The organism is Klebsiella sp. PL-2018, from assembly GCF_019048985.1.
GTDB lineage: Bacteria > Pseudomonadota > Gammaproteobacteria > Enterobacterales > Enterobacteriaceae > Klebsiella > Klebsiella michiganensis.
In genome coordinates this window covers 963,395-989,098 of record NZ_CP077673.1, presented here as the reverse complement: position 1 = coordinate 989,098, position 25,704 = coordinate 963,395, and the positions used below count along the sequence as shown (strand labels likewise).

General features: G+C 56.7%; 22 protein-coding genes. 5 read left to right on the top strand and 17 right to left on the bottom strand.

Annotation, left to right across the window (positions count from 1 at the left end; genetic code table 11):
- The first annotated feature begins 3 nt into the window (after positions 1-3).
- Together gspE and hofC are read left to right on the top strand one after the other, a co-directional pair.
- Positions 4-1,389 carry a type II secretion system protein GspE gene (gspE, locus tag MKleb_RS04620; protein ID WP_217076501.1) on the top strand — a complete coding sequence of 462 codons (1,386 nt, stop codon included), beginning with the start codon at positions 4-6 and terminating at the stop codon, positions 1,387-1,389.
- The gene (gene hofC / locus MKleb_RS04615) at positions 1,379-2,584 is read left to right on the top strand and encodes a protein transport protein HofC (protein WP_217076500.1); all 1,206 of its coding nucleotides are present in this window, start codon (positions 1,379-1,381) and stop codon (positions 2,582-2,584) included. The genes gspE and hofC overlap by 11 nt, the downstream gene beginning before the upstream one ends.
- A gap of 29 nt (positions 2,585-2,613) precedes the next feature.
- Here the strand turns inward: hofC and MKleb_RS04610 are convergent, their stop codons facing one another.
- On the bottom strand, positions 2,614-3,657 hold the full coding sequence (locus tag MKleb_RS04610; RefSeq protein WP_032747983.1) for a GMP reductase: 1,044 nt from the start codon (positions 3,655-3,657) through the stop codon (positions 2,614-2,616).
- Positions 3,658-4,005: 348 nt separating this feature from the next.
- Here MKleb_RS04610 and coaE point away from each other — a divergent pair, with 348 nt between their 5' ends.
- Genes coaE through yacG form a run of 3 tightly spaced genes read left to right on the top strand, consistent with a single transcriptional unit; the run spans position 4,006 to position 5,573 of the window.
- Positions 4,006-4,626, top strand: a complete 621-nt coding sequence (gene coaE / locus MKleb_RS04605) for a dephospho-CoA kinase (RefSeq protein ID WP_004098610.1) — start codon at positions 4,006-4,008, stop codon at positions 4,624-4,626.
- Positions 4,626-5,369 (top strand): cell division protein ZapD, encoded by a 744-nt coding sequence (zapD, locus tag MKleb_RS04600; RefSeq protein ID WP_014227927.1) that lies wholly within the window; start codon positions 4,626-4,628, stop codon positions 5,367-5,369. The genes coaE and zapD overlap by 1 nt, the downstream gene beginning before the upstream one ends.
- Before the next feature lie 9 nt (positions 5,370-5,378).
- Positions 5,379-5,573, top strand: coding sequence for a DNA gyrase inhibitor YacG (gene yacG, locus MKleb_RS04595; protein WP_004098607.1), 195 nt, complete (start codon positions 5,379-5,381; stop codon positions 5,571-5,573).
- Positions 5,574-5,629: 56 nt separating this feature from the next.
- Here yacG and mutT read toward each other — a convergent pair whose 3' ends face one another.
- The 16 genes from mutT to MKleb_RS04515 form a co-directional block, all read right to left on the bottom strand.
- Positions 5,630-6,031 (bottom strand): 8-oxo-dGTP diphosphatase MutT, encoded by a 402-nt coding sequence (mutT, locus tag MKleb_RS04590; protein ID WP_025106494.1) that lies wholly within the window; start codon positions 6,029-6,031, stop codon positions 5,630-5,632.
- A gap of 61 nt (positions 6,032-6,092) precedes the next feature.
- The gene (gene secA, locus MKleb_RS04585) at positions 6,093-8,798 is read right to left on the bottom strand and encodes a preprotein translocase subunit SecA (RefSeq protein WP_004098603.1); all 2,706 of its coding nucleotides are present in this window, start codon (positions 8,796-8,798) and stop codon (positions 6,093-6,095) included.
- A gap of 62 nt (positions 8,799-8,860) precedes the next feature.
- Positions 8,861-9,370, bottom strand: a complete 510-nt coding sequence (gene secM, locus MKleb_RS04580) for a secA translation cis-regulator SecM (protein ID WP_014837406.1) — start codon at positions 9,368-9,370, stop codon at positions 8,861-8,863.
- Positions 9,371-9,617: 247 nt separating this feature from the next.
- Positions 9,618-10,535 carry a UDP-3-O-acyl-N-acetylglucosamine deacetylase gene (gene lpxC, locus MKleb_RS04575; protein ID WP_004098599.1) on the bottom strand — a complete coding sequence of 306 codons (918 nt, stop codon included), beginning with the start codon at positions 10,533-10,535 and terminating at the stop codon, positions 9,618-9,620.
- A gap of 100 nt (positions 10,536-10,635) precedes the next feature.
- Positions 10,636-11,787 (bottom strand): cell division protein FtsZ, encoded by a 1,152-nt coding sequence (gene ftsZ / locus MKleb_RS04570; RefSeq protein WP_004098597.1) that lies wholly within the window; start codon positions 11,785-11,787, stop codon positions 10,636-10,638.
- A 62-nt stretch (positions 11,788-11,849) separates the two neighbouring features.
- On the bottom strand, positions 11,850-13,106 hold the full coding sequence (ftsA, locus tag MKleb_RS04565) for a cell division protein FtsA (protein ID WP_004098594.1): 1,257 nt from the start codon (positions 13,104-13,106) through the stop codon (positions 11,850-11,852).
- Positions 13,103-13,936: a cell division protein FtsQ gene (gene ftsQ, locus MKleb_RS04560; protein WP_217076499.1), complete on the bottom strand. Its 834-nt coding sequence runs from the start codon at positions 13,934-13,936 to the stop codon at positions 13,103-13,105. Before ftsQ ends, ftsA begins: the two co-directional genes overlap by 4 nt.
- Position 13,937: 1 nt before the next feature.
- Complete coding sequence (locus MKleb_RS04555; RefSeq protein ID WP_046877801.1) at positions 13,938-14,858, bottom strand: D-alanine--D-alanine ligase; 921 nt, start codon at positions 14,856-14,858, stop codon at positions 13,938-13,940.
- On the bottom strand, positions 14,851-16,326 hold the full coding sequence (gene murC / locus MKleb_RS04550) for a UDP-N-acetylmuramate--L-alanine ligase (RefSeq protein WP_014227921.1): 1,476 nt from the start codon (positions 16,324-16,326) through the stop codon (positions 14,851-14,853). The genes MKleb_RS04555 and murC overlap by 8 nt, the downstream gene beginning before the upstream one ends.
- Positions 16,327-16,373: 47 nt before the next feature.
- Entirely contained in the window at positions 16,374-17,444 is a 1,071-nt protein-coding gene (gene murG / locus MKleb_RS04545) for an undecaprenyldiphospho-muramoylpentapeptide beta-N-acetylglucosaminyltransferase (RefSeq protein WP_014837405.1), read from the bottom strand.
- Entirely contained in the window at positions 17,441-18,700 is a 1,260-nt protein-coding gene (gene ftsW, locus MKleb_RS04540; protein WP_004098587.1) for a cell division protein FtsW, read from the bottom strand. The genes murG and ftsW overlap by 4 nt, the downstream gene beginning before the upstream one ends.
- Positions 18,700-20,016: a UDP-N-acetylmuramoyl-L-alanine--D-glutamate ligase gene (murD, locus tag MKleb_RS04535; protein ID WP_025106491.1), complete on the bottom strand. Its 1,317-nt coding sequence runs from the start codon at positions 20,014-20,016 to the stop codon at positions 18,700-18,702. The genes ftsW and murD overlap by 1 nt, the downstream gene beginning before the upstream one ends.
- A gap of 2 nt (positions 20,017-20,018) precedes the next feature.
- Entirely contained in the window at positions 20,019-21,101 is a 1,083-nt protein-coding gene (gene mraY / locus MKleb_RS04530; protein ID WP_004098585.1) for a phospho-N-acetylmuramoyl-pentapeptide-transferase, read from the bottom strand.
- Positions 21,095-22,453 (bottom strand): UDP-N-acetylmuramoyl-tripeptide--D-alanyl-D-alanine ligase, encoded by a 1,359-nt coding sequence (murF, locus tag MKleb_RS04525; protein ID WP_163586168.1) that lies wholly within the window; start codon positions 22,451-22,453, stop codon positions 21,095-21,097. The genes mraY and murF overlap by 7 nt, the downstream gene beginning before the upstream one ends.
- A complete protein-coding gene (murE, locus tag MKleb_RS04520) occupies positions 22,450-23,937 on the bottom strand; it encodes a UDP-N-acetylmuramoyl-L-alanyl-D-glutamate--2,6-diaminopimelate ligase (RefSeq protein WP_004098583.1) in 1,488 nt (495 codons plus the stop codon). Before murE ends, murF begins: the two co-directional genes overlap by 4 nt.
- Positions 23,924-25,690, bottom strand: coding sequence for a peptidoglycan glycosyltransferase FtsI (locus MKleb_RS04515; RefSeq protein ID WP_004098582.1), 1,767 nt, complete (start codon positions 25,688-25,690; stop codon positions 23,924-23,926). Before MKleb_RS04515 ends, murE begins: the two co-directional genes overlap by 14 nt.
- Positions 25,691-25,704: the final 14 nt, after the last annotated feature.

The window sequence follows — 25,704 nt, the reverse complement described above, 5'->3', positions numbered from 1 at the left end:
GCAATGAAAACTGAACAATTGATGCCTCTTTGCCAGCGCTATCAGGCCTTACTGCTCGATAGTAATGAACACACCATCGCTATCGCCGTGGTTGACGCCCCCGCCCCGGAGCTGCTGGAAGCGTTACGTTTCGCGACGCAGAAAAGGATTGATATCGAGTGCTGGAGCCAGGACCAGATGGACAAGCGGCTGCAGACGCCGGGAATATCAACCCTCACCCCGCCTGTTGAAGCCTCGGCCAGCATCGTTGAACAGGTAAATAGCCTTCTGGAACAGGCCCTGCGCCAGCGCGCATCGGATATTCATATTGAACCCGGTGACGATCGCCTGAGAATTCGCCTGAGGGTAGATGGCGTTCTCCATTCTCTTGCGCCGCTTGCGCCGGAACTCGCCGCCCCCATCACCGCCCGACTTAAAGTGCTCAGCAATCTGGATATCGCTGAACACCGGGTACCGCAGGACGGTCAGTTTACCCTCACGCTCGCAGACCGCCCGATCTCGTTTCGGATCGCCACGCTTCCCTGCCGCGGCGGGGAAAAAATCGTCCTTCGCTTATTACACCAGGTCGAACAAGCGCTGGACCTCGAAGCGCTGGGGCTATCGTCTCAGCAGCTTGCCGCCTTTCGCTCGGCGCTTAACCAACCTCAGGGGCTGATGCTGGTCACCGGCCCGACGGGAAGTGGGAAAACCGTCACTTTGTATAGTGCGCTGCAGGCGCGGAATCGCGACGAGGTCAATATATGCAGCGTTGAAGATCCGCTGGAGATCCCCATCGTGGGGATGAATCAGACGCAGATTAATCCGCGGGCGGGCTTAACCTTTCACAGCGTACTGCGCGCCCTGCTACGCCAGGATCCCGATATCGTGATGGTCGGAGAGATACGCGATGCAGAAACCGCTGAAATTGCGATAAAAGCAGCGCAAACCGGGCACCTGGTTCTCTCAACGCTGCACACCAATTCAACCAGTGAAACGCTGGTTCGCCTGCAGCAGATGGGCGTTGCGCGCTGGATGATCTCATCCGCGCTTTCTCTGGTGGTTGCTCAACGCCTGGTACGCAAACTGTGCCCGCACTGCCGCCGGGAAACCGGCAGTTCGGCCGATGTTCCACACAGCCTGTGGCCACGGGCGCTTCCTCGCTGGCAGGCTCCGGGCTGTCAGCACTGCTATCACGGCTACTACGGTCGCCTGGCGCTATTTGAGCTGCTCCCCGTCACCACCGCGTTACGGCAGGCGATTACTCAGGGTCTTAGCGCCGGAGAGATCGAGTCCCTGGCGCGCGAATCCGGCATGATGACGCTGTTTGAGAGCGGCTGTCTGGCCGTCGAACGTGGGATGACAAGTCTGGAAGAGGTCGTTCGCGTGTTGGGAATACCGCATGGCGACTAAACGACTGTGGCGCTGGCGCGGTCTCTCTCTCCAGGGCATTCCCTGCCAGGGAACGCTCTGGCAGGATAATCGCCCTGAGGCATTGCAGGCTCTGCAGCGGCAGCGAATTATCCCGCTGACGCTGCGCCGCTGTAGCGTGCAAAGCGCCCTCTGGCATCCGCGCTACAGTGGCGAAATCATCCGCCAGCTGGCCGCGCTTCTTCAGGCCGGTCTCCCCCTGGCCGAGGGGCTGGAACTGCTGGCGCAGCAGCAGCCCAATGCGCAATGGCAGGCGCTGCTGCAAACCCTGGCGGAGGATCTGGCGCAGGGCATTTCGCTTTCAGGCTCCCTGGAAAAATGGCCTGAGGCGTTCCCTCCGCTCTATCTGGCCATGATTCGCACCGGTGAACTTACCGGTAAACTGGAACTTTGCTGCGCTCAGTTGGCCAGGCAGCAGCGAGAGCAGCTGCTCCTCACCGAAAAAGTGAAAACAGCGCTGCGCTACCCGTTGATTATCTTATCCCTGGCGCTGCTGGTGGTTATGGGAATGCTGTGCTTTGTCTTACCGGAATTCGCTGCTATATATCAAACCTTCAACACCCCGCTGCCGTGGCTGACCCGCGCGGTAATAAGCATTGGCGAAGGGTTAACTCGCTGTTGGCCACTGCTCGCTGCCCTGGGTATTTTACCTGCAATACTCAACCGGCTGATTTGCCAGCGGCCAGGCTGGCTGCTGTACCGTCAGAAGCTGCTCCATACGCTGCCGGTGTTTGGCAAACTGCTATGCGGCCAGCGGCTTAGCCAGATTTTTACCGTACTCGCATTGACGCAAAGCGCCGGAATCAGCTTTCTGCAAGGTCTGCAAAGCGTGGAGGAAACCCTGAGCTGCCCGCTATGGCGGCAGAGGCTCCAGCAGGTTTGCCGGCAAATTACCCACGGCGATCCCATCTGGCAGGCGCTCGCCAACGGCGGAGGCTTTACGCCGCTTTGCCTACAACTGATCCGTACCGGTGAAGCCTCGGGTTCGCTGGATACCATGCTGGAAAATCTGGCTCGTCACCATAGTGAGCTGACGCATCAGCAGGCAGATAATCTGGCGACCTTGCTGGAACCGATGATGTTGGTAGTGACCGGAACGATTGTCGGCGTGCTGGTGGTGGCGATGTATTTACCCATTTTTCATCTGGGCGACGCCATTAGCGGGATGGGGGGATAACGCTGGCGCAAACGCGCCAGCGAACGGCATTACAGGCTGTTGAACACGCGGTTCTCTTGTTCCTGTACGCGAATAAAAGTCGTGCGTTTAGTCAGTTCTTTCAGCCGCGAAGCACCTACGTAGGTGCATGCGGAACGCAGGCCGCCAAGAATATCGCGCGCGGTGTTTTCAACCGGGCCGCGCAGAGGCAGCTTAACGGTTTTGCCTTCAGCCGCACGGTACTGGGCTACGCCGCCAACGTGACGGGTCATCGCCGACTCCGAGCTCATGCCGTAGAACAGCATGAATTTTTCGCCGTTTTCTTCAACCACGGTACCGCCGCTCTCTTCGTGACCGGCCAGCATACCGCCAAGCATCACGAAATCCGCGCCGCCGCCGAAGGCTTTAGCCACATCGCCCGGCATAGTACATCCGCCGTCGCTGATAATCTGCCCGCCCAGGCCGTGCGCCGCATCGGCACACTCAATCACTGCGGAAAGCTGCGGATAGCCGACGCCGGTTTTCACGCGGGTTGTACATACGGAGCCCGGACCGATACCCACCTTAACGATATCAGCCCCCGAAAGAATCAGCTCTTCGCACATTTCGCCGGTCACAACGTTGCCCGCAATAATGGTTTTCTGCGGCCAGGCTTCGCGGGCTTTCGCGACAAACTGCACGAAGTGCTCTGAATAGCCATTCGCCACGTCAATGCACACAAAGCTAAGCTGCGGATTTTGGCTCAGAATCTGTTTTGTTTTTTCAAAATCCGCATCGGAGGTGCCGGTAGAGACCATGACGTGCTGCACGACATCTGCCGATACGCTCTGAACAAACGCCTGCCACTGTTCCACGCTGTAATGCTTATGTACGGCGGTCAAAACGCCAAATGAAGCCAGGGCTTTAGCCATGGCAAACGTGCCAACGGTGTCCATGTTAGCAGCAATGATCGGCACACCAGACCAGGTCTGGCCAGAATGTTTGAAAGTGAATTCACGTTCCAGCTGTACGTCAGAACGGCTTTTGAGGGTAGAACGTTTCGGGCGGATAAGAACGTCTTTAAAACCAAGCTTCAAATCTTCTTCAATACGCATGTGCGAATTCCTGGGGTTAATTGCATTATTGTGAGAGCACAACTCCAGTGACGTTATCATACGCACGAATCATGGCCGCGCAAGACTGCGATTTTCACTTTTTTTACGCTACAATCGTATAAATTTACCTGGTGAACAGCCAAAAGCGAATTTGCGATATCCCATCGCAGGCGTATCATTTTTAACCATTTGATTTACATGCGCAAAAAGAACCAGGGTACGTGGTGACAGCCATTTATTGGTTGATATCACGTCGATAAAACCACTGTCGCAGTGGCGTCGTCGCGTCGTAAATCACGGCTCTGTTATTGAAAAATGTGCATGTAGTCAGTTTCAGGATTGAGGTGTATGACATACACGGTAGCGTTAACAGGCGGCATCGGTAGCGGTAAAAGTACCGTAGCCGACGCATTCTCACACCTCGGGGTTAACGTTATTGATGCTGACATTATCGCGCGCCAGGTGGTCGAGCCCGGTACTCCGGGGCTAAACGCGATTGCTCAACGCTTCGGTCCGCAGATCCTGAATAAAGATGGCACCCTTAACCGTCGCGCTCTGCGTGAACATATTTTCGCTCATGCAGAGGATAAGAACTGGCTAAACGCGCTGCTGCACCCGCAAATTCAGCAGGAAACGCGTCGCCAGATGCAGCTTGCCACCTCGTCTTATATTCTCTGGGTTGTACCTTTACTGGTCGAAAACCGTTTGTCCGCCAAAGCCGATCGGGTCCTTGTTGTCGATGTGCCGAAAGAGACGCAGATAGCGCGCACGATGCTTCGCGATCGGGTCAGTCGGCAACATGCGGAACATATTCTTGCCGCTCAGGCAACGCGCGAACAGCGCCTTGCCGTTGCGGATGATGTTATTGAAAATATGGGTTCACCTGATGCCATCGCATCAGCTGTCGCCCGCCTGCATGCAAAGTATCAACAGCTGGCAGCGCAGGCCGCCTCACAGGAAAAACCGTAATGTCTACCCCTGTTCTATTTGAACATCCGCTTAATGAAAAAATGCGCACCTGGCTGCGTATTGAGTTTTTGCTCCAGCAGCTGACCGTACATCCCGCCATTACCAGCCATGCGGATGCGCTGCATTTTTTCCGCAATATCGGCGATCTTTTAGATGTTTTTGAACGCGGTGAAGTACGTACCGATCTGATGAAAGAGCTGGATCGCCAACAGAGGAAGCTGCAATCCTGGGCGGAAGTCCCTGGGGTTGATCAGGATCGTATCAACGAACTGCGTCAGCAGCTGAAGCAATCAGGCAGTACGTTAATGTCGGCGCCGCGTATCGGCCAGTACCTGCGAGAGGATCGCCTGATCGCCCTGGTACGCCAACGCCTGAGTATCCCGGGCGGCTGCTGTAGCTTCGATCTTCCGACGCTGCACATCTGGCTGCATATGCCGCAGGAATATCGCGATGAGCAGGTCGGTAAGTGGCTGGCCAGCCTGGAACCGCTGACGCAATCGCTGATGCTCATTCTCGATCTCATCCGTAACTCGGCCCCCTTCCGTAAGCAGACCAGCCTGAACGGTTTTTATCAGGACAACGGCGAAGATGCCGATCTGCTGCGTCTGCGGTTGGATCTTGCCAGCCAGCTCTACCCCCAAATATCAGGCCACAAGAGCCGCTTTGCCATCCGCTTTATGCCGCTGGACAGCGAGCACGGCATCGTGCCGGAGCGTTTTGATTTTGAACTGGCCTGCTGTTAAGGAGTCAATATGTCAGAAGAGATAACCGTCAACTGCCCAACCTGCGGCAAAATTGTAGTCTGGAATGAGCAGAGCCCGCATCGCCCGTTCTGCTCCAAACGCTGTCAGCTTATCGATTTAGGCGAATGGGCAGCGGAAGAGAAACGTATCCCAAGCAGCAGCGATCTGTCAGATAGCGACGGCTGGAGCGAAGAAAAAGAGTAACGGATTTCGGGCGGGCATGTACAGGCCCGCCCTGATTTGCCGGATGCAGGCGCCCCCTACCCGATCAGAGAACCTTGAATTAACTTCGTAATGACGGGTTCGTTTGCCGGCGGAAAATCCTCAGCAACGAGCGCGCTCTGCGCAATCCAGCGGCCCGGCTGCCCTTCTTTCCCCCACGGCTCGCCTTCCCAGCTGTTCACCAGCCAGAACCATAGCGTGATATGGCGATCGGGAAACTGGTACTCCAGCTTATCAAACAGGCTGTAAGCTTTGGCTGTAATGCCGACCTCTTCCTGCAGCTCGCGTACTAAGGCCTGTTCGGACGACTCGCTCTCTTCAATTTTACCGCCCGGGAATTCAAGCTTGTTCGCCATATGCGCATCGGCGGCCCGCTGAGTGATAAAAATCTCCCCTTGCGAATTACGGATAATACCCACTGAAATTTGCAGCGTTTTCATTGTCTTCATTCCATAAAAAAGGCGCAGATATCTGCGCCCTGGTATTCAATATTGTAAAAGCTTAGCTCAGGCGACCGTGGCACTGCTTGTATTTTTTGCCAGAACCGCACGGGCAAGGATCGTTACGACCCACTTTACGCTCGCCGGTTTGTTCAGCCAGCGCGGCCGCGGCTGCGCTATCATCGTCCTGATGGCTCAGCTGCTGCATCTGCGCCAGACGCTCAGCTTCTTCACGACGCTGCTGCTCCATCGCCTCAACCTCTTCCGGCATCCGCACCTGAACTTTGCTCAGGGTACTGATCACTTCATATTTCAGGGATTCCAGCATTGAAGCGAACATGGAGAAAGATTCACGCTTATATTCCTGCTTCGGATCTTTCTGCGCATAGCCGCGCAGGTGGATCCCCTGACGCAGGTAGTCCATCGCCGCCAGGTGCTCTTTCCACAGGGAGTCCAGCGTTTGCAGCATGACGCCTTTTTCAAAGTGACGCATCATCTCAGCGCCAACCACTTCTTCCTTACGCTGATAGGTTTCAATGGCGCTCTGCAGAATGCGCTCACGCAGCGTTTCTTCATGAAGCTCCGGCTCTTTATCCAGCCACTCTTTGAGCGGCAGCTCGAGGTCGAAGTCATTTTTCAGACGCTCCTGCAGGCCTTCAATATCCCACATCTCTTCCAGAGACTGCGGAGGAATATGGGCATCGATGGTCGCTTTAAATACGTCTTCACGAATGCTGTTAATCGTCTCGCTCACGTCGGTCACGTCGAGCAGCTCATTACGCTGGGTGTAAATAGCGCGACGCTGATCGTTAGCCACATCGTCATATTCCAGCAGCTGCTTACGAATATCGAAGTTGCGGCTCTCGACTTTACGCTGCGCGTTGGCAATCGCTTTGGTCACCCACGGATGCTCGATAGCCTCACCCGGCTTCATACCCAGTTTACGCATCATGCCGGACACGCGGTCAGACGCGAAGATACGCATCAGGGCATCTTCCATCGACAGATAGAAACGGGAAGAACCGGCGTCCCCCTGACGGCCTGAACGACCGCGGAGCTGGTTATCAATACGGCGGGATTCATGGCGTTCGGTGCCGATGATATGCAAACCGCCCGCAGCCAGTACCGCATCGTGACGAACCTGCCAGTCGGCTTTGATCTGCGCAATCTGTTCTGGAGTCGGGTCTTCCAGCTGGGCGACCTCGGCCTGCCAGCTACCGCCAAGCATAATGTCGGTACCACGGCCGGCCATGTTGGTCGCAATGGTTACCGCAGACGGATAGCCCGCCTGCGCAACGATGTCCGCTTCGCTGGCGTGGAATTTCGCGTTCAGCACGTTGTGCTTGATGCCCGCCTTCGTTAATTCATTAGAGACCACTTCTGATTTTTCGATAGAAATGGTACCCACCAGCACCGGCTGACCCGCGGCGGTACGCTGCTTAATATCTTCGATAATGGCCTGAATTTTTTCCGCTTCGGTCATATAGACCAGGTCCGCCATGTCTTTACGAATCATCGGACGGTTGGTCGGAACCACAACGGTATCCAGCTTATAGATTGAGCTAAATTCAAACGCTTCGGTATCGGCGGTACCGGTCATCCCTGCCAGCTTCTCGTACAGGCGGAAATAGTTCTGGAAGGTAATTGAAGCCAGCGTCTGGTTCTCGTTCTGAATATCAACGCCTTCTTTCGCTTCAACGGCCTGGTGCAGGCCATCGGACCAGCGGCGCCCCTGCATCGTACGGCCGGTGTGTTCGTCGACGATGATCACTTCGCCATCTTTCACGATGTAATCAACATCGCGGGTGAACAGCACATGCGCGCGCAGCGCGGCGGTCACGTGGTGCATCAGCATGATATTGGTCGGTGAGTACAGCGACTCGCCTTCTTCCATAATACCTTCATTCACCAGCAGCTCTTCAATCAACACCAGGCCGCGTTCGGTCAGGTTTACCTGACGCGCTTTCTCATCGACGGAGAAGTGCCCTTCGCCGGTAAAGGTCTCGGAGTCTTCTTTATCCTGACGCACCAGGTGCGGAATGATCTTGTTCACCTTCTTATACATTTCCGAGCTGTCTTCAGCCGGGCCGGAAATAATAAGCGGGGTACGCGCTTCATCGATCAGAATGGAGTCGACTTCATCCACCAGCGCATAGTGCAGTTTGCGCTGTACGCGCTCTTCAGGACTGAAGGCCATATTGTCGCGCAGATAGTCAAAGCCGTATTCGTTGTTGGTACCGTAAGTAATATCGGCTGCGTAGGCTTCACGCTTGGCCGGCGCAGGCAGGCCGGACATGTTAATGCCAACGGTCATCCCCAGGAATTCAAACAGCGGGCGGTTGTTCTCGGCATCACGCTGCGCCAGATAGTCGTTGACGGTCACCACGTGAACGCCTTTACCGGTCAGCGCATTCAGATAGGCAGGCAGAGTTGCGGTCAGCGTTTTACCTTCACCGGTACGCATTTCTGCAATACAGCGGTCGTTGAGAACCATGCCGCCCAGCAGCTGAACGTCAAAGTGACGCATGCCGAAGACGCGTTTACTGGCTTCACGCACGACGGCAAAGGCTTCCGGGATCAGGCTCTCCAGGGCTTCGCCTTTTTCCAGGCGAGCGCGGAACTCAGCGGTTTTCCCTTTCAGTTCGTCGTCGGACAGTTTTTCCATGGACGGTTCCATGGCGTTGATCACGTTGACGGCTTTGCGCATACGACGCAGCGTACGGTCGTTACGACTACCGAATACTTTAGTTAATAATTTGATTAGCATAATAAAATCTCAAACGCCCCGCGGTGCGGAGTCACAAAAAAATAGAATGGTCCGTTTTTGGTTTAGCTGAGACGTTGAGGCCCTGCGCGTATGCCGGCCACCTGGCTAATCCAGGTACAGACGCGAAACGCGCAGTGGGAAATAGAGGGGTTATATGCCGCCAGATGAACAATGGCCGGAGGTTTACTCTCCTGCGTCAACAGCGCGCTAAGCGTGTCGAGAAGGGCCAGATGCTGCGCCTGAAGCGGTGAAGACTCTTCCGCTACCGGCAGCGCCTGCGGGGCCATCGCAAAAGAGAGGTGGCGAATGACCGTACGAATGGCGTGCTGATGCCAGTAATCAACCGTGAAATTGGGCCGACGACTGGAAGATTCCAGCAGCGCTAGCTGAGAAAAATTAACTTTAGCAGGATTATGGTTGCTGGACGTCGTTTTAGCGGGTGACGCGGTCTCATGCTCATGACCATTGCTAAGCGCAGGCAGGCCGAGGCTAGCCGCGACCATCCCCAACAGGAGATGCGGCCAGAAATACCGTCTGCCAAACTGTCGCCAGCGCGTCAGCAATCCACTCACTTACGTTACCTTTTGTTGGTAGCAACCCTAAGAAATATTTTGCGTCCAAATACTAACATTAATACGCCGTCACGGCAGCAGGAATGAGGTCTCAGGCGGGGGAAAAACGTTTAAAAAAGGAACGAACGCGCAAAAAATGCAGTTAAAAATCAAAGCAGGACTCAGCGGGAATATAAAAAAGAAAACGACTGGCTCCCTGGCCGGAGAGAGTACCAGGTTACCAGTCGAATTTACTGCCGGGTCTGACTTATGCCAGAACCAGCGTCGGGGCGCGGAACGCCAGCGGCATTTCTGCGTCGTCCTCGAAGGTCACATACTCCCAGGCTTCCTGTTTTGCCAGAACAGCCTGCAGCAGTTTGTTATTCAACGCGTGACCGGATTTGTACGCCGTAAATGCGCCGATAATGTTGTGACCACACATAAAGAGGTCGCCAATGGCATCCAGCATTTTGTGACGGACAAACTCATCTTCAAAGCGCAAACCGTCTTCGTTCAGTACGCGATAATCGTCAACAACGATGGCACAATCGAAGCTGCCGCCCAGGCACAGGCCGCGGGACTGCAGATATTCGATATCACGCATAAAACCGAAGGTACGCGCGCGGCTAATCTGGCGCATAAACGCATCAGCCGAGAAGTTCATTGCGTAGCGCTGGCTGCTGGAGTCAATCGCCGGATGGTTAAAATCAATGGTGAAGTCCAGTGAAAAACCATTATACGGTTTGAATTCGGCCCATTTATCGCCATCTTCAACGCGAACTGTCTCTTTGATACGCACAAATTTCTTAGCGCAGTTCAGTTCATCGATGCCGGCATCCAGCAACAGATAAACGAACGGAGCCGCACTACCGTCCATAATTGGGACTTCCGGCGCATCGACTTCAATAATAATGTTGTCGATACCCAAGCCAGCCAGCGCGGCATTGAGGTGCTCAACCGTCGATATCCGCACGTCATGCTCATTGACCAGGCAAGTACAGAGCATGGTATCACGCACAGATTTGGCATCAGCCGGAAAATCAACCGGTGGATTCAAGTCGGTGCGACGATAGATGACCCCGGTATTTGCCGGCGCAGGGCGTAACGTCAGGGTGACTTTCTTGCCGGTATGCAAACCGACGCCAGTCGCCTGAACGATACGTTTAAGAGTCCTTTGTTTGATCATCGTATAATCTCGCCAAGTTACCTATCCAACCGAAGTGTACTATACATTCGGCAGGCCAGTTTAGCACAAAGAGCGCAGATGCCCAACTTCCAGCCAATTCTTAATCGGCCTGCTTACGCAGGAAGGCTGGAATATCCAGATAATCTGGCTCTTTCGCGGCCTGCGGCGTATTGTCGTTGACCACTTTTGCGGCCGGTTTCTGCTCTTGCGTCAGTGGAGACATACCGTGCTGCTGGTAACGATCCATCACCGGCTGCTGCACCTGTTTGTTGGTGACCAGGGTGATTTCCGGACGTTTGTCCATACCGATACCGGTAGCAACGACGGTGACGCGCAGCTCGTCGTTCATATCCGGGTCCAGAGAGGTACCGATAACCACGGTGGCGTTATCCGAAGCAAATGCGCGGATAGTGTTACCTACGGTCTCGAACTCATCCAGACGCAGGTCGAAGCCCGCAGTGATGTTGACCAGAACGCCACGCGCGCCGGACAGATCGATATCTTCCAGCAGCGGAGAAGAGATCGCCATTTCAGCCGCTTCTTCCGCACGGTCTTCACCGCTCGCCACGCCGGAGCCCATCATGGCGTAGCCCATTTCAGACATCACTGTACGCACGTCCGCAAAGTCGACGTTCATCAGGCCTGGGCGGGTGATCAGCTCAGCGATACCCTGCACCGCGCCTTTCAGCACGTCGTTGGCCGCACCGAAAGCGTCGAGCAGAGAAATGCCGCGGCCGAGAACCTTCAGCAGCTTGTCGTTCGGGATGGTGATCAGCGAATCCACATGCTTGGACAGCTCGGTGATGCCCTGCTCAGCGAACGCCATGCGCTTCTTGCCTTCAAAATTGAACGGCTTAGTCACCACGGCAACGGTGAGGATACCTAAATCTTTTGCAACTTCAGCCACCACTGGCGCAGCACCGGTTCCGGTACCGCCGCCCATGCCGGCTGCGATAAACACCATATCGGCGCCGTCAAGGGCGGCACGCAGCGCTTCACGGTCTTCATCCGCCGCGTTACGGCCGACTTCCGGGTTTGCGCCTGCGCCCAGACCTTTGGTAATACCGCTACCGATCTGGATAGTCTGGCCAACAGCCGTTTTGCGCAGAGCCTGCGCGTCGGTGTTCACCGCGAAAAATTCAACACCCTCAATGCGCTCGCGCACCATGTGCTCAACGGCGTTACCGCCGCCGCCGCCGACGCCGATGACTTTAATCACCGCGTCGTTGGTCAGTTCCATAGGTTCAAACATAATTTCTCTCTCCGTTGTGCCTGTCGCCTGAGAACGCTAATTTTCTGCGTTCTCTTAAAAAATTAAAACTCTTTTCGCAACCAACTGTTGAGTCGTTTGATCCACGACCCGACCGTTACGCGTTTTTCCACCTCTGCTTCACCACTGAGATGAGATTCCTTCCCGTAGTGCAGCAGCCCAACCGCCGTCGAGTAATACGGCTCCTGGGCATAATCCGTTAATCCGGTAATATTCAGCGGCGCGCCAATTCTCACCTGCGTATGGAATACGCGCTGCGCACAGGCGGCAAGTCCTTCAATTTGCGCCGCACCGCCGGTTAATACAATGCCAGCCGCCAGGTGGTGCTTCACACCTTGTTGACGGAGCTGTTCCTGCAGCTGCAGGATCTCTTCATTCACCAGGTTGAGCAATTCGGTATAACGTGGCTCAATCACCTCGGCCAGCGTCTGACGCTGCAGACTACGAGGCGGACGCCCGCCCACGCTGGGGACTTCCACGTTCTCGTCTTTACCAACGATGGAACCCAGCGCACAGCCGTGACGCACTTTAATGGCTTCTGCGTCGCTCGGCGGCGTACCGAAAGCGTAGGCAATATCGCTGGTCACCACGTTGCCCGCGTACGGGATCACTTTGGTATGACGCAGCGCGCCGCCGGTATAGACCGCAATATCCATTGTACCACCGCCGATATCCACCACGCAGACACCCAGTTCACGTTCGTCTTCCGTTAATACGGAATAGCTGGCGGCTAAACCGGCGAAAATAAGCTGGTCGACTTTCAGACCGCAACGTTCCACCGCTTTGACAATATTTTTTGCCATATCGTTATGGCAGGTAATCAAATGCACTTTCGCCTGCATGCGTACGCCAGACAGTCCTACGGGGTTTTTAATCCCCTCCTGGTAGTCGATGGCGTACTCCTGCGGGATAACGTGCAGAACGCGATGCTCGTCGCGCACGCGAACCGATTTCGCGGTATGTACCACGTTCTCTACGTCGTCCTGCGTCACTTCTTCTTCAGAAATCGGCACCATACCGATTTCATTTTGACAGCTGATATGTTTGCCTGAAAGCGCCAGATAGACTGACGAGATCTGGCAATCCGCCATCAGTTCGGCCTGGTCAATGGCGCGCTGCACGCATTTCACCACGGATTCCAGGTCGTTCACTCCGCCTTTATCCATACCACGCGATGGGCAACTGCCCACGCCAATGATATTAATCATACCGTCGGGCAGAACTTCCCCTACTAAAGCGGCAACCTTAGCGGTGCCAATCTCCAGTCCAACTACCAGTTTTCTGTCCGTCGCCTTGATCATTGTTGTTCTGCCTGTGCCTGATTCTGTTGTTGTTGAGTTTCCTCTACAGGAGCCGGTACCCAACCGACTGCCGCTCCCGAGTCATAACGCAAATCAACGTAGCTTATCCGTTTGCCGTCGGTCTGCGCCTGCTGCTGAAGAACCGGGTAGAGTTCCATAAAGCGCTGAAGCCGTTTCATGGTGTCACCCCGGCCAAGGTTGAGCTTAATGTCGTTATTAAGCGTCAACTGCCAGGAGCGACGCGCGGTCATTGCCGCTACTTTCAACGTGAATTTATCCTTTGCCAGCACCTGCCCCATGTCGCGGTATCCCTGAAGGACTTCGTTCTCACTGCCTTCCGGGCCGTACAACATCGGTAAATTCTGTTTACTGGTGCGATCTGACGGCACGCTGAAAGAATTTCCGTCCACGTCTACCATATGCTGATCATTCCAGCGCGCTATCGGCACATATTCAACCAGATGAATCTTCAATTCGTCCGGCCACTGCTTTCTGACGCTCGCCTGCTTAATCCACGGCAGACGTTCAATCTGGCTTTGAATAATGTTGACGTCCTGCGTCATAAAGGTGCCCGGCGACCCTAATGCCAGAATCGCCTGACGGATATCATCGTTGCGCGTGTAGTGACGCTCACCGGTGACCACCATCTTTGACAGCGGTAACCGCTGTGCATCTTCCATCCAGCCCAGAACCATCCATCCGCTGACCAGCACGGTACAGAGCACCGCCAGCAGGAAGAAGATACCCGCCAGACGAGAGCCATTACTTCGACGCGAAGAGATTTCGTCTTCCTCTTCGTGGTTCCGCGTATTCAGCGCAGCCTGCGACATATCACCCCGCCAGGTCCAGAATTCGTACAACAAGCTGCGAGAAGCTCATCCCTGCCTGACGCGCCGCCATGGGCACCAGGCTATGGCTGGTCATGCCAGGAGAGGTGTTTGCTTCCAGCAGATAAAACTGGCCATCGCTGTCCAGCATCACATCAATTCGCCCCCAGCCGTAACAGCCAAGACTATCCCAGGCTTTTTGCACCAGAGCCTGGATTTCTGCCTCGCGCGCGGAATCTTCCAGGCCAGGGCAGAAATATTGCGTTTCATCAGAGAGATACTTTGCTTCATAATCATAGAAGGTTCCAGCCGCCTGGATACGTATTGACGGTAAAATTTCTTCTCCGACGATAGCGACGGTAAATTCCGGCCCACTGAGCCATTTTTCAATCAGAACTTCGTCATCATGCTGAAAAGCCAGCGCCAATGCATTTTGTAATGCACAACTTTCGCTGACTTTGGACATACCGACGCTGGATCCTTCGCGACTGGGTTTAACAATCAACGGCAGTCCGAGGGCGGAAATCTGCTGTTCTACCTCAGCGGAAAGCCCCGCGGTAAACTGTTTACGCGTTAGCGCAACCCACGGCGCAACCGGCAGCCCGGCGCCCTGCCACAGCAGTTTGCTGCGCAGCTTATCCATTGAGATAGCGGAAGCCATCACGCCGCTGCCGGTATAGGGGAGTTGAATCAGCTCCAGCAGACCCTGCAACGTACCATCTTCACCGCCGCGACCGTGCAAGGCAATAAACGCTTTCTGAAAACCCATATTTTTCAATTGGGTAATATCCACGTCGCGCGGGTCGACCGGGTGCGCATCGACCCCGGCTTCGCGCAGGCCGGCGATCACCGCCGAACCTGAATTGAGAGAGACTTCACGTTCAGCGGAGGTTCCGCCAAAGAGGACCGCGATTTTATCAGCCATGGCGCTCCTCCTGCGATTTTTGCGGCTGCAATTTGATTTCCGCCAGGTGACGGGCGATTTTACCGATATTTCCCGCCCCCTGAACCAGCACCAGATCGTTGCCGGTCAATACTGAAGCCAGCATCTCTGCCGCCTGCGCCGGGTCGGAAACCAGAATCGGGTCGACTTTACCGCGGCCGCGAATCGTACGGCACAGCGAGCGGCTGTCGGCGCCAGGAATAGCGGCTTCGCCCGCGGAATAAACGTCCAGCATCAGCAGCGCGTCAACCTGGGTCAGCACGTTGGCGAAATCATCGTACAGATCGCGCGTACGGGTAAAACGGTGCGGCTGAAACAGCATCACCAGGTTTTTATCCGGCCAGCCCGCTCGCGCCGCTTTGATGGTGGCATCCACTTCCGTAGGATGATGACCATAATCATCGATCAGCATCGCGGTACCCTCTTTACCGTTAACTTCAGCTAAGGGGTATTCGCCAAGGAAATCAAAGCGACGGCCGGTGCCCTGGAAGCTTTCCAGCGCGCGCAAAATAGCGTCATCATCAATGCCCTCTTCCGTGGCAACGGCCACCGCCGCCGCCGCGTTCAGCGCGTTGTGGCGACCCGGTGCGTTCAGCGTCACCTGAATGACCTCTTTATCCTGGCGAACCAGACGGAAATGGCCCTGAGCGCCAACCTGACGATACTCTTCCACGCGAACGTCGGCATCATCGCTAAATCCGTAGGTGGTGAGCTGGCGGCCAACGCGCGGCAGCAGTTCACGAATCACCGGATCGTCCACGCACATCACCGCGCGTCCGTAGAACGGCAGATTGTGCAGGAAGTTAATAAACGTCTGCTTCAGGTTTTCGAAGTCGCCGTGGTAGGTATCCATATGATCGGCTTCGATATTGGTCACGATAGCGACCATCGGCTGTAAATGCAGGAACGAGGCGTCGCTTTCGTCCGCTTCGGCAATCAGGTAACGACTATGGCCAAGGCGCGCGTGCACGCCAGCGGCTTTGACCAGACCACCGTTCACGAAGGTAGGATCCAGCCCGGCTTCAGCGTAAATGCTCGAGACCATCGCCGTGGTTGTGGTCTTTCCGTGCGTGCCGGCAATGGCAATACCGTGGCGAAAACGCATCAGCTCCGCCAGCATCTCGGCGCGGCGAATAACCGGAATACGCGCTTCGTGGGCGGCGACGATTTCCGGGTTATCCGCAGAAATCGCGCTGGAAACCACGACAACGCTCGCATCGCGCACGTTTTCAGGGCGATGGTTGAAATAAATAGTGGCGCCAAGCTGAGTCAACTGCTGGGTCACCGGATTCGGCGCCAGGTCGGAGCCGCTAATCTGATAACCTTCGTTGGCCAGAACTTCGGCAATACCGCCCATGCCGGCACCGCCAATGCCAACAAAGTGAATGTGCCGGACGCGACGCATCTCGGGCACTATGGAACGCAGTTTTGCCAGATCTTGTGTATTCATTCTTTACGCCATCAACTTCTTTATTCGGACGGTGATCATCACCGCGATTAACGCGCCAGTGCTGCGGCGCTCACTTCTTCTGCTACCCGTTCGGTCGCGTCCGGAATCGAGGCTCTGCGCGCTCGCTCCGCCATATCCAGCAGCGTCTCGCGATCCCAACCCGCCAAGGTTTGCGCGACGGCCTCCACGGTAAACTGCGGCTGCTCAAGGATCTTCGCTGCCCCTGCCTTCTCTAACGGCAGCGCATTCCAGTACTGCTGACGATCTTTGTGCTGAAAAGGCACAAACAGCGCCGGTAAACCCGCGGCGGCAATTTCGCTCACCGTCAGCGCCCCGGAACGACATACGACAACATCGGCCCAGGCATAAGCCGCCGCCATGTCGTCAATAAATTCGGTGACTTTGTGCTGCGGCTGGCCGGCGTCGGAATAAGCCTGCTGTACGCTCTCCTGGCCCCCTTTACCGCTCTGGTGCCAGATGGTGACAGCAGAACCCAGCTTCGCCGCCACCTGCGGCATCGTCTGATTGAGCACGCGCGCGCCCTGCGAGCCGCCGACGACCAATACGCGAATCGGCCCCTGACGCCCGACTAACCGCTGTTCCGGCAGCGGCAGCGCCAGCACATCGGTACGAACCGGGTTGCCAACAACGTCGGCATGCGGGAAAGCGCCGGGAAATGCCTGCATGACCTTTTTGGCAATTTTCGCCAGCCATTTATTCGTCAGGCCGGCAATCCCGTTCTGTTCATGCAGGACAACCGGGATCCCCAGCGACCATGCCGCCAGACCGCCGGGTCCGGAAACATAGCCGCCCATGCCCAGCACCACGTCCGGCTGAAAACGCTGCATAATCGCTCGCGCCTGACGCCAGGCGTTGAAAATACGCACCGGCGCCAGCATCTGCGCCTTCAGGCCCTTGCCGCGCAGGCCGGATATCTGAATGAAATCAATTTCAATGCCGTGCTTCGGCACTAAATCCGCTTCCATACGATCCGCGGTACCCAGCCAGCGGACCTGCCAGCCCTGGTCCATTAAATGGTGCGCAACCGCCAGTCCCGGGAACACGTGTCCGCCGGTACCGCCTGCCATCACCATTAAGCGCTTTTCCTGACCGCTCATCGAACACCCCGTGTAAACGCCTGGGCTTTTTCCAGACGCGTTTCATAATCAATTCGTAACAGCAACATGATCGCCGTCGACATAATCAGCAGGCTCGAACCGCCGTAACTGATCAGCGGCAGCGTCAGGCCTTTGGTTGGCAGCATCCCCGCCGCCGCGCCGACGTTAACCAGCGCCTGAAAGCTAAACCAGATCCCAATGGCGCAGGCCAGAAATCCGGAGAAACGGTGGTCAATCTCCAGCGCTTTGCGGCCAATGGACATGGCGCGAAAAGCGACGAAGAATACCATTAAAAGTGCGAGTACCACACCGATATAACCGAGCTCTTCACCGATAATGGCGAAGATGAAATCGGTGTGCGCCTCGGGCAAATACTCCAGCTTCTGGACCGAATTGCCCAGGCCCTGCCCCCACATTTCGCCGCGACCAAAGGCCATCAGCGACTGGGTTAGCTGGTAGCCGCTGCCGAACGGATCTTCCCACGGGTTCCAGAAAGAGGTCACGCGGCGGATACGGTACGGTTCAGCCAGAATCAGCAGTACGACCGCCGAAAGCCCCATCCCGATAATGGCGATGAACTGCCACAGCTTGGCTCCCGCCAGGAACAGCATGGCCAGGGTGGTCACAAACAGCACGACGACGGTACCGAGGTCAGGCTGCGCCAGCAGTAAAATCGCCAGTACGAAAATCACGCCCATCGGCTTTAAGAAGCCGCGCAGGTTGTTACGCACTTCGTCGCCTTTACGCACGAGGTAGTTGGCGATGTAGCAGAACAGCGACAGCTTGGTAAACTCCGCAGGCTGGATACGCAGCGGCCCCAGCGCAATCCAGCGCGACGCCCCGTTAACCGAGCTGCCGACCACCAGAACAATCAGCAGCATGACGATAGAGGCGATCAGCATCGCGGTACTGTGGCGCTGCCAGAACTCCATCGGCAGGCGCAGCGTCACCATCGCCAGCCCTAGCGCCAGCAGAATGTATAAGCCATCGCGCTTGGCAAACAGAAACGGATCGTTCGCCAGACGCTGGCCTACCGGCATCGACGCCGAGGTCACCATAATGAAGCCGATTGCGGCCAGGCCAAAGGTCAGCCACAGCAGCATCCGGTCATACATCACCAGGCTATCAGTATCTTTTTGCCGCGAGCCCATCACCCAGCCTTTCAGCGCGGCGAACAGCCATGCGAAAATAAACATTCCCGGCAGACGCGGCAGTCTCAGCCGTGGCATTTTCAGGCGCGGGAGTGATAAACGCATCAACCTAACTCCTTCGCCAGGCGAGCAAAGATGTCGCCGCGTTGTTCAAAGTTTTTAAACTGATCGAGGCTGGCGCACGCGGGAGACAGCAGCACCATATCACCCGCGACAACCTGCGGCGCAATCTGGCGCATCGCCTGCTCCATGGTTTCCGTTTGCACGGCGACGTCCGGGCGAAGGGCCGCCAGCTGCGCGCCGTCGCGGCCGAAGCAGTACAGGCGAACGTTGTCGCCGGTCAGGTAACGGCTTAACGGCGTGAAATCAGCGGATTTCCCATCGCCGCCCAGCAGCAGATAGAGCGTTCCATCAAGATGCAGCCCATTGAGCGCCGCTTCAGTACTGCCGACGTTGGTGGCTTTAGAATCGTTGATCCAGCGCACGCCGTTGTGCTCCAGCACCAGTTGGAAACGATGCGCCAGCCCGGTGAATGTGGTCAGCGCTTTCAGGCTACTGGCGCGCGGCAGACCCGCCGCGTCCGCCAGAGCCAGGGCCGCAAGCGCGTTACTGTAGTTATGCTGGCCGCTAATCTTCATCTCTTTGACGTTGAGCACTTTCTCGCCTTTGACGCGCAGCCAGGTTTCTCCCTGCTGGCGGTTCAGGTGATAGTCACCAACGTCAACGCCGAAGCTGATGCAGCGATCGTCAGCGCCGCGTACCGGCATGGTTAACGCATCGTCGGCATTAACGATACAGGCCCGGGCGTTCTCATAAACGCGCAGTTTGGCGGCGCGGTACTGCTGAAGCCCCAGCGGATAGCGGTCCATATGATCTTCGGTGACGTTAAGGATCGTCGCCGCGGCCGCCCGCAGGCTGGAGGTGGTTTCCAGCTGGAAGCTGGAAAGCTCCAGGACATAGAGTTCGCGCTCAGCATCCAGCAGCATCAGCGCCGGCAGGCCAATATTGCCCCCGACGCCAACGTTCAACCCCGCCGCTTTCGCCATTTCTCCCACAAGGGAAGTCACGGTGCTTTTACCGTTGGAACCGGTGATCGCAATAATCGGCGCCTGCGCCTCGCGGCAGAACAGTTCGATATCGCCGACAATTTCTACTCCCGCATCCGCCGCGGCGCTCAGGGAAGGATGCGCCAGCGCGATGCCAGGGCTGGCAACAATCAGGTCCGCCGTCAACAGCCAGTCTTCGTTCAGACCGCCGACATAGCGCTCAACGGCTTCCGGCAGCTTATCCAGCCCCGCCGGCGCAACGCGGGTATCCATCACCCGCGGCGTCACGCCGCGAGCCATGAAAAAGTCCACGCATGACAGGCCGGTCATACCCAGCCCAATAATGACGACTTTTTTACCCTGATAATCTGCCATGATTAACGTACCTTCAGCGTCGCCAGGCCAATCAGCACCAGCATCAGCGAAATAATCCAGAAACGCACGATAACGCGCGGTTCCGGCCAGCCTTTCAGTTCATAGTGATGGTGAATCGGCGCCATGCGGAAGATGCGCTGACCGCGCAGCTTGAAGGAGCCGACCTGCAGAATCACCGAGAGCGTTTCCACCACAAATACACCGCCCATAATCACCAGCAGGAATTCCTGGCGCAGCAGCACGGCGATAATCCCCAGCGCGCCGCCGAGTGCCAGCGAACCCACATCGCCCATAAAGACCTGTGCCGGATAGGTGTTAAACCACAGGAAGCCCAGGCCCGCGCCGACAATCGCTGTACAGACGATCACCAGTTCACCGGCGTGACGCAAATAAGGGATATGCAGGTAGTTGGCGAAATTCATGTTCCCGGTCGCCCAGGCAACCAGCGCGAAGCCGGCGGCAACGAATACGGTTGGCATAATCGCCAGCCCATCAAGGCCGTCGGTCAGGTTGACCGCATTACCGGTCCCGACGATAACGAAATAGGCCAGCAGGACGTAGAACAGGCCCAGCTGCGGCATCACGTCTTTAAAGAACGGCACCACCAGCTGAGTCGCCGGCGTATCTTTACCCGCCATATACAGCGCAAAGGCGACGCCCAGCGCAATCACCGACATCCAGAAGTATTTCCAGCGGGCAATCAGACCCTTGGTATCTTTACGAACCACTTTACGGTAGTCATCAACGAAGCCGATGATGCCGTAGCCCACCAGTACCGTCAGCACGCACCAGACGTAGGGGTTAGATGGATAGGCCCACAGCAGAACGGAGACAACAATGGCGGTCAGGATCATGATCCCGCCCATGGTCGGCGTACCGCGCTTACTAAAGTGAGATTCCGGGCCATCGTTACGTACAACCTGGCCAAAGGAGAGTTTTTGCAGACGGGCGATCATGCGCGGGCCCATCCACAGAGAGATGAACAGCGCGGTCAGCAGGCTGACAATGGCGCGAAACGTCAGGTAGGAAAAGACGTTAAAGCCTGAATAATATTTGACCAAATGTTCGGCCAGCCATACTAACATGTTCCGTTCTCCTGTAATGCGCGTACTACCACTTCCATGGCGGCACTACGTGAACCCTTCACTAAAATGGTCATAATTTTATGTTCTGCGGTGAGCTCGCGCAGGCGGGTCACCAGCGTGGCCTTCTCGCTAAAATGTTCGCCAACGCCGCTGGCGCCGCTGATCTCTGCGCTCAACGTACCGACGCTCAGTACGCGATCGAGCCCGGCCGCTTTTGCCGCTTCGCCCACCTGACGATGGCACGCCTGGCTTTCCGCGCCGAGTTCGGCCATATCGCCGACGACCAGTACCCGGTAGCCCGGCATCTCAGACAGCACCTGTACCGCGGCGGTCAGCGAGCCGACGTTGGCGTTATAGGAATCATCCAGCAGCAGCTGGCTGTCGGTCAGCTGAATCGGGAATAACCGCCCCGGTACCGCTTTCAGATCTTTCAGACCCGCTTTGATCGCCTCATGCGTCGCCCCCACCGCCATTGACAGCGCCGCGGCAGCCAGCGCGTTGGCGATGTTATGGCGCCCCGGCAGCGGTAGCAGTACATCAACGCTGCCCGTTGGGGTCTGCAGAGTAAATTCAGTCCCGTGCGAGGTCACATGAACGTTGGTTGCCGTGAAATCACTGTGGGCGGCGTTCGGCGAAAAACGCCAGGTTTTACGCTCGCCAATCACGCTTTGCCAGTTCAGCCAGTCATTATTGTCGGCGTTCATAATCGCGATGCCGTTGAGCGGTAGACCGGTGTAAATTTCGCCCTTGGCTTTCGCCACGCCTTCCAGAGAGCCAAAGCCTTCCAGGTGCGCGGCGGCCAGGTTATTCACTAACGCGGCTTCGGGACGGGTCAGACTAACGGTCCAGGCAATTTCCCCCTGGTGATTAGCGCCTAACTCGATGACCGCGTAGTCATGTTCTTTGGTGAGACGCAGCAGCGTCATCGGCACGCCGATATCGTTGTTCAGGTTACCTGCGGTATACAGCGTATTGCCGCACTGGCTCAGAATCGCCGCGGTCATCTCTTTAACCGAGGTTTTTCCGGAAGATCCGGTCAGCGCGACCACGCGCGCCGGCACCTGCTGACGCACCCACGCGGCCAGTTCGCCAAACGCCAGACGCGTATCCTTCACCACCACCTGCGGTAGATCGCAGGCCAGCTGACGGCTGACCAACAGTGCGCCCGCGCCGGCAGCTTTCGCCTGTTCGGCAAAGTCATGCGCATCAAAGCGCTCGCCTTTTAGCGCCACGAACAGGCAGCCCGCCGTGATTTTTCGGGTATCGGAGGTGACGTCATCAATCGCCACATCGCGGCCGTGCAGCTCGCCATGCGTGATGCCGGCGAGCTGGCTGAGAGTCAAGCGAATCATGCTACCGCCCCCAGCAGACGCGCTACGGTGACGCGGTCAGAGTAATCGAGTCGGCGATTGCCGACGATTTGATAGTCCTCGTGGCCTTTGCCCGCCACCAGAACGACGTCGTTTTCTTTCGCCTGCATCACCGCATTAGTGACCGCTTCCGCACGACCTTCCACCGCCCTGGCATGGCCCGCGTCCAGCATGCCGGCCAGAATGTCATTGATAATCGCCCGCGGCTCTTCGGTGCGCGGGTTGTCGTCGGTGACAACCACGATATCGGCAAACTCTTCGGCGATAGCGCCCATCAGCGGGCGCTTGCCTTTGTCGCGATCCCCGCCGCAGCCAAATACGCACCACAGTTTACCGCGACAGTGCAGACGCGCCGCCTGCAGCGCTTTTTCCAGCGCATCAGGCGTGTGGGCGTAATCAACGACCACGGTCGGTTTACCCGGCGCGGCGAACACTTCCATACGCCCGCATACCGGCTGCAGGCGCGCGGCGGTTTTCAGCAGATCGGCAAGCGGATAGCCCAGCGCCAGCAGGGTGGCTAAGGCCAGCAGCAGATTGCTGACGTTAAAGGCGCCCATCAGGCGGCTTTCGATCTCGCCGTTCCCCCAGCTGGAGGCAAACTGTATGGTGGCGCCGCTATCGTGATAGCTCACGGCGGTCGCTTTGAGCCAGCGGCCCCGGCAGTTCGGGTTAATGTGATCTTCCATCGATACGGCAACCGCATCCGGCAGCTTCGCCAGCCAGCGGCGACCGACTTCATCGTCCGCATTAACAATCGCCTGCCCGCAATGGTGGGTTGAGTAGAGCAGCCATTTCGCCGCTTCGTAATGTTCCATATCACCGTGGTAATCGAGGTGATCGCGGCTCAGGTTGGTGAAGACCGAGGCGGCAAACTGCAGCGCGGCTACGCGATGCTGCACCAGCCCGTGGGAAGAGACTTCCATCGCGGCGAACGTCGCCCCCTGCCCTGCCAGGCCAGAGAGTACGTGTTGAACATCAACGGCCGAACCGGTGGTGTTTTCCGTTGGGATAACTTTCTCCAGCAGGCCATTGCCTACGGTTCCCATTACCGCGCTGGTTTCCCCCAGCAGCTGCGCCCACTGCGCCAGCAGCTGTGTCGTGGTGGTCTTGCCGTTAGTCCCGGTGACGCCCACCAGGCGCAGTTGTTCCGAAGGCTGATGGTAAAAACGCCCGGCCAGCGCGGATAAGCGCTCGTTGAGTTGGCTCAGATAGATAACCGGCACACCGTGCATTTCACGGATTTCGCCGTCATGGGCCTCATCTTTGGCCTCAGCAATAATGGCAGCAACACCTTGCGCTATCGCCTGCGGGATATAACGACGCCCGTCCGCCTGATGACCTAAAACCGCGATAAAAAGATCGCCAGAAGCAGCCACCCGGCTGTCCAGCGTCATTTCTCGCAGAATTCGCTCCGGCGCATTTGGCACCCACGGAGCGAGAAGGTCGCGCAAATTACGATCTGCCACCTGTTCCCTCGCCTTGATTAATCACTAATTCACTTTTTTCAGCCGTTGCCAGCGCATCCGGTTCAATGTTCATGGTGCGCAGTACGCCGCCCATGATGGCACCGAAGACCGGCGCGGAAACGGCGCCGCCGTAGTATTTACCCGCCTGCGGATCGTTGATCACCACCACCAGCGCAAAGCGCGGATGGCTGGCGGGCGCAACGCCTGCGGTGTAAGCAATGTATTTGTTGATGTAGCGGCCGTCGGGCCCTACTTTTTTCGCCGTACCGGTTTTAATGGCGATGCGATAGCCTTTGATCGCCGCCTTCACGCCGCCGCCGCCGGGCAGCGCCACGCTTTCCATCATATGAACAACGGTACGAACGAGTGATTCCGGGAAGACGCGCTCGCCCGGAACCGGTGGATCAACTTTGGTAATCGACAGCGGGCGATAGATGCCGTAGCTGCCGATCGTTGCGTAGACTCGCGCTAACTGTAACGGGGTTACCATTAGCCCATAGCCGAAAGAAAAGGTGGCCCTCTCTATGTCAGACCACCGTTGTTTTTGAGGGTATAAGCCACTGCGTTCTCCGACCAACCCCAAATTGGTCGCTTTTCCGAGTCCAAAACGTGAGTAAGTATCTACTAACGCTGAGGACGGCATCGCTAACGCCAGCTTAGAAACACCGACGTTACTCGACTTCTGTAGTACCCCGGTCAGGGTCAATTCGCTGTAGCGCGCCACGTCTTTGATTTCGTGGCCGTTAATTCGATAGGGAATGGTGTTCAGTACGGTATTTTCGTTAACAATGCCGCGCTGAAGCGCCGTCATCACCACCATCGGCTTCACCGTTGAACCCGGCTCAAACACGTCGGTAATGGCGCGGTTACGCATCGTATCTTTGGAGGTACCCGCGAAATTATTCGGGTTGTACGACGGGCTGTTGGCCATCGCCAGCACTTCGCCGGTGTTAACGTCGACCAGAACCGCGGTACCTGACTCCGCTTTGTTGAACGCCACCGCATTATTCAGCTCGCGATACACCAGCGCCTGCAGGCGTTCGTCAATGCTCAGCGCCAGGTTATGCGCGGCCTGGCTATCGGTGGACGAAATATCTTCGATTACCCGACCATAGCGGTCTTTACGCACGATACGCTCGCCGGGCTGGCCGGTAAGCCACTTATCAAAGCTCTTCTCTACGCCCTCAATCCCCTGGCTATCGACGTTAGTGAAGCCAATGAGGTGAGCGGTTACTTCGCCAGACGGATAGTAGCGGCGGGACTCTTCCCGCAGATGAATCCCCGGCAGCTTCAATTTACGGATGTAGTCGGCCATATCAGGGTTCACCTGACGCGCCAGATAGATAAAACGCATCCGTGGATTGGTATTGATGCGCGATGCCAGCTGATCCAGCGGCATATTCAGCGCATCGGCCAGCGCCTTCCAGCGGTTGTCCAGGGTCACGCCCCCGGCTTCATGCAGCTCTTTCGGGTCAGCCCAGATAGCTTTTACCGGCACGCTCACCGCCAGCGGGCGGCCGGAACGATCGGTTATCATTCCGCGCGCGGTAGAGACTTCCTGCACGCGCAGAGAACGCATATCGCCCTGGCGTACCAGCATGTCCGGGCTAATCACCTGTAGCCAGGCCACGCGGCCCAGCAGGAAGCCCAGCGCCAGCAGAATACAGCCGCACAGCAACGCAAAACGCCAACTGATAAAGTTGGCCTGTTCTTCCTGACGTTTTGCTTTTGGCGTTTTCGGCGCTGCTTTCATGCGTCGCAATAATC